This window comes from Rhabdochromatium marinum (genome assembly GCF_016583795.1).
Lineage (GTDB): Bacteria > Pseudomonadota > Gammaproteobacteria > Chromatiales > Chromatiaceae > Rhabdochromatium > Rhabdochromatium marinum.
In genome coordinates, this window is the sequence record NZ_NRRS01000133.1 from 1 (window position 1) to 3,427 (window position 3,427).

General features: G+C 60.3%; 3 protein-coding genes. 2 read left to right on the forward strand and 1 reads right to left on the reverse strand.

Features of this window, described 5'->3' with window-relative positions; genetic code table 11:
• Positions 1-351: 351 nt before the first annotated feature.
• On the reverse strand, positions 352-1,395 hold the full coding sequence (locus tag CKO36_RS18625) for a rhodanese-like domain-containing protein (RefSeq protein ID WP_200286406.1): 1,044 nt from the start codon (positions 1,393-1,395) through the stop codon (positions 352-354).
• Between the two features lie 144 nt (positions 1,396-1,539).
• Here CKO36_RS18625 and CKO36_RS18630 point away from each other — a divergent pair, with 144 nt between their 5' ends.
• Both CKO36_RS18630 and CKO36_RS18635 read left to right on the forward strand, forming a co-directional pair.
• Positions 1,540-2,376, forward strand: coding sequence for a TSUP family transporter (locus tag CKO36_RS18630; protein WP_200286407.1), 837 nt, complete (start codon positions 1,540-1,542; stop codon positions 2,374-2,376).
• 59 nt (positions 2,377-2,435) lie between these two features.
• On the forward strand, positions 2,436-3,427 hold a 992-nt coding region (locus CKO36_RS18635), incomplete at its 3' end, for an ATP-binding protein (protein ID WP_200286408.1).

A 3,427-nucleotide genomic window follows, 5' to 3' on the forward strand; every position in this document is an offset into this window, starting at 1 on the left:
GGGGTACAACACCTCGTAGCCCCCCGGCCGTGACCGATCGTGCTTGAGGTGTCGTTTGAGGGTGAGAACAAGCCGGGCGTACCACAGCGCTTCTTTGTCGCGAGGTGTTCGCGTGCCGGTTGATTTTTCAACGGCGGATCGGGGCCATCACAACCGCTCGCCACAGAGGTCAGCGGGAATTGCTGTAAACCTGCAAGATCTATGGACAACCGAGCAGCTGCGGGATAACATGCCCATATTGTTTATTATCCATCAGCAAGGTGGCGAATGCTGCAAATTCCTGCAACGCTTGCAGCAAGGTTCAATAAGAAACTAACGACAGCGGGGGTCAACTAAGTACCAGGGCTCCGATCAGACCGGCTCGACTTCCTCGACTTCCTCGCCTTCCCGCTCAAAGGGCCAGGCGGTGATGCCGCCCTGCATATTGGTGGCGCGAAAGCCTGACTTGGCGAGCAAAAAGGTCGCCACCGAGCTGCGCCGACCGGAGCGGCAATACACCAGGTATTCCCGTTCAGTGTCCAATTCAGTCATGCGCTGTTTGAGTTGCGAGAGCGGAATCAGTTGGGCGCCTGGGATGCGCTGTTCCTCGTATTCTTCCTCCAGGCGCACATCGAGCAACGCATAGCCGCGATCATGCATGGTTTTGGCAATGTGGACATCGACCTCATGCACCATCGGCCGTGCGAGCAGTTGTTCGAACGCCTCGCGCCCCAGCGTCAGCAGCCGGCAGTCGCTGGTCAGGCGAATGGTGACGGGGCTTGGGCTGCGCATCAAAAGCCCTTCCTCGCCGAAGCAGCTGCCGGGATCCAGATCCTCGGCCTTCATTGGGATACCTTCTTCATCATCAATGCGCCACAGCTCGGCTGTGCCTTCGACCAGCACATAAAAGTGGTCGGACTCCCGGCCCATTTTGACCGGCTCGGCGCCAGCCTCTAGCCGTTGCTCGTGCAGTAAGGAGAGCGCCTGTTCCACATTCTCCAGCGGCAGCTTGCGCATCAAAGCGGTGTGGCGCACCGCGTTCAGGCGCGGATCGCTCAGCGCACTGGTTTCCAGCAGTTGCTCTTGGGTGAGCAGGATGTCGAGCATGTCCAGGTCGAGGTGGCACAGCAGGCTATCGTCGATGGCGCTGATCTCGATCATCCCGGGCGATGGCGGCATCACCAGTGCCTGCTGTGCCGAGCGGGCCGGATCCCAGATGTCGGCGCCGATGTGCGCACGCCCGAGGACGACCAGCAGACGGTCTTGCGCGACACTGCCGCCAATGCGCAGTGACTCGCCTTCGCGCAGCTCGAACAGTCGGAACACGGGCAGCGGAGTGTGCAGCGCCTCCACGGAAACGCCGTGGAATTCCCCGAACTGCCGATGCATGAGTTCGATGATTTTTTTGGTGTTCATAGCACTACCAAAGGTGAATGGAACGAAAATGGCTGGCTGATGCGGCGGCAACTCAATCGCCAAACCAGGACTGGGCTTGACCCGAATCTGATCGGCGCTGAAACTGCCTGTCTTTGCACCGTTGGCTTCCTCCTGCGACTTGCCATGATGTCACTAACCGCGACCTTTATCGATCAACCTTTGCCTTGGCTGGCCACCGGGCTGGCCATTTTCGCCGCTTGGCTGATGGGGTTCGCCCGCAGTGGGCTGGGAACCGGTGGCTTTGTGGTCTCTCCGCTGATGATCCTGGCACTCGGTGCGACCGACGGACTTGCGGTAACGGCGGTGCTAATGCTTCCGGCGGGCGCAATCGGCGCCTGGCAGCATCGGGGCGAGGCGGGGTGGGATCTGTTAAAGCCCCTGTTGGTTGCTGCTGTGGTTGGCACTGTCATCGGCGCGGCCATGCTCTGGTGGCTGGTCAGCGCGGGCGAGCTGAATGTGATCCACCGGCGACTGGAGGTGGTGGTGGCCTGTCTGTCGCTGTTTTATGTGGCCCTGGTGGTCTGGCGCGAGCCGATTGCCAATCTTGGCGGCGGTGCCGGGCCACCGCGCGTACCCGGCACCTTCGTGGCCGGCACCCTGCTTGGCATCAGCCAGACGGTGGCGAATTCGGGTGCGCCGTTAATGACGATTTATTTTCTGCGCCACCGGCTCACCAAGGAGCGCTTTGTCGCCGCGCAGTTGGACTTTCTGCTGGTGCAGAACCTGCTCAAGCTGCTGCCCCTGATCGGGCTCGGGCTGTTGCATTTGGGGAACGCGGGAGCAGCGCTGCTGCTGTTTCCGCTGGTGTTGCTCGGCAACTGGAGCGGACAGCTGTTTTATCGGCGTGCGTCGGAGCGGCTGTTCTTCGCGCTGTTCACTGTGCTGTTGGTGATTGGCTTTTGCACCAGTGCAGCGCTGATCCTGGGCCGCGCTCGCGTGTTGGCCTTGTTGGGCGGGTAGAGCCATTTAGCCATCCATCTTGCATCAGCCCCAACCCCAGCCTCGCCACAGTCGCACGGATGTCCCGCCGCAAATTGCCCATTGGGATTCAAACCTTCGCCAAGATGCGCGAGGGGGACTATTACTACGTTGATAAGACCGGCTTCATCGCCCGGTTGATCGACGAGGGCAGCTTCTATTTTCTCTCGCGCCCGCGCCGTTTCGGCAAGTCTCTGTTGATCGACACCATAGGCGAGCTGTTTGCCGGCAACGAGGCACTGTTTCGCGGCTTGGCGATTCATCCTGACTGGGACTGGTCGCGGCGCTATCCGGTCATTCGCCTGAGCTTCGGCGGCGGGGTAGTGCGTTCGCGCGCGCGACTCGACGCCAAGATTGGCGAGCAGCTGCGGATGATTATGGCGCAGCTGGGTATCACCTGCACCGAGCCTGAGCCCGACGCTTGTTTCGCCGAGCTGATCAGGCGGGCTCATCAACAAAGCGGCCAGCGTGCCGTAGTGCTGGTGGACGAATACGACAAGCCCATCCTCGATAACCTCAGTCGTCCGGAATTGGCGCGCGAGCTGCGCGATGGGTTGCGCAATCTCTACTCGGTGATCAAGGACCGCGAGGCCGACGTGCGCTTTGTCTTCATCACCGGGGTCAGCAAATTTAGCCGGGTCAGCCTGTTCTCGGGGCTGAATAACCTGCGCGACATCACCGTCTCGGCGCCCTATTCGGCGCTGTGCGGCTACACGCAAGAAGACGTCGACACCGTCTTCGCCCCCGAATGGCAGGATCTTGACCGCGATGAAATTCGGCTGTGGTACAAAGGCTATAACTGGCTGGGCGAGGCCGTCTACAATCCGTTTGATCTGCTGCTGTTGTTTCAGGAACGCGAGCTGCGTTCCTATTGGTTCGAGACCGGCTCACCAAGCGGGCTGATTGAGGGGGTGCTACCTTTCAATAATGTCCTTAGCAAGGCTGAGCACCGAACTGATCGATCTTGTCCCAGAATTGCGCCCAGCGTCCGGTCGACTGAACCAATGCACGTAAGCTCAAAACAATCTTGGCG

Excerpts from the sequence above, each read along its gene's own strand:
- CKO36_RS18625 (WP_200286406.1), bottom strand. The coding sequence starts at position 1,395 with ATGAACACCAAAAAAATCATCGAACTCATGCATCGGCAGTTCGGGGAA.
- CKO36_RS18630 (WP_200286407.1), top strand. The coding sequence starts at position 1,540 with ATGATGTCACTAACCGCGACCTTTATCGATCAACCTTTGCCTTGGCTG.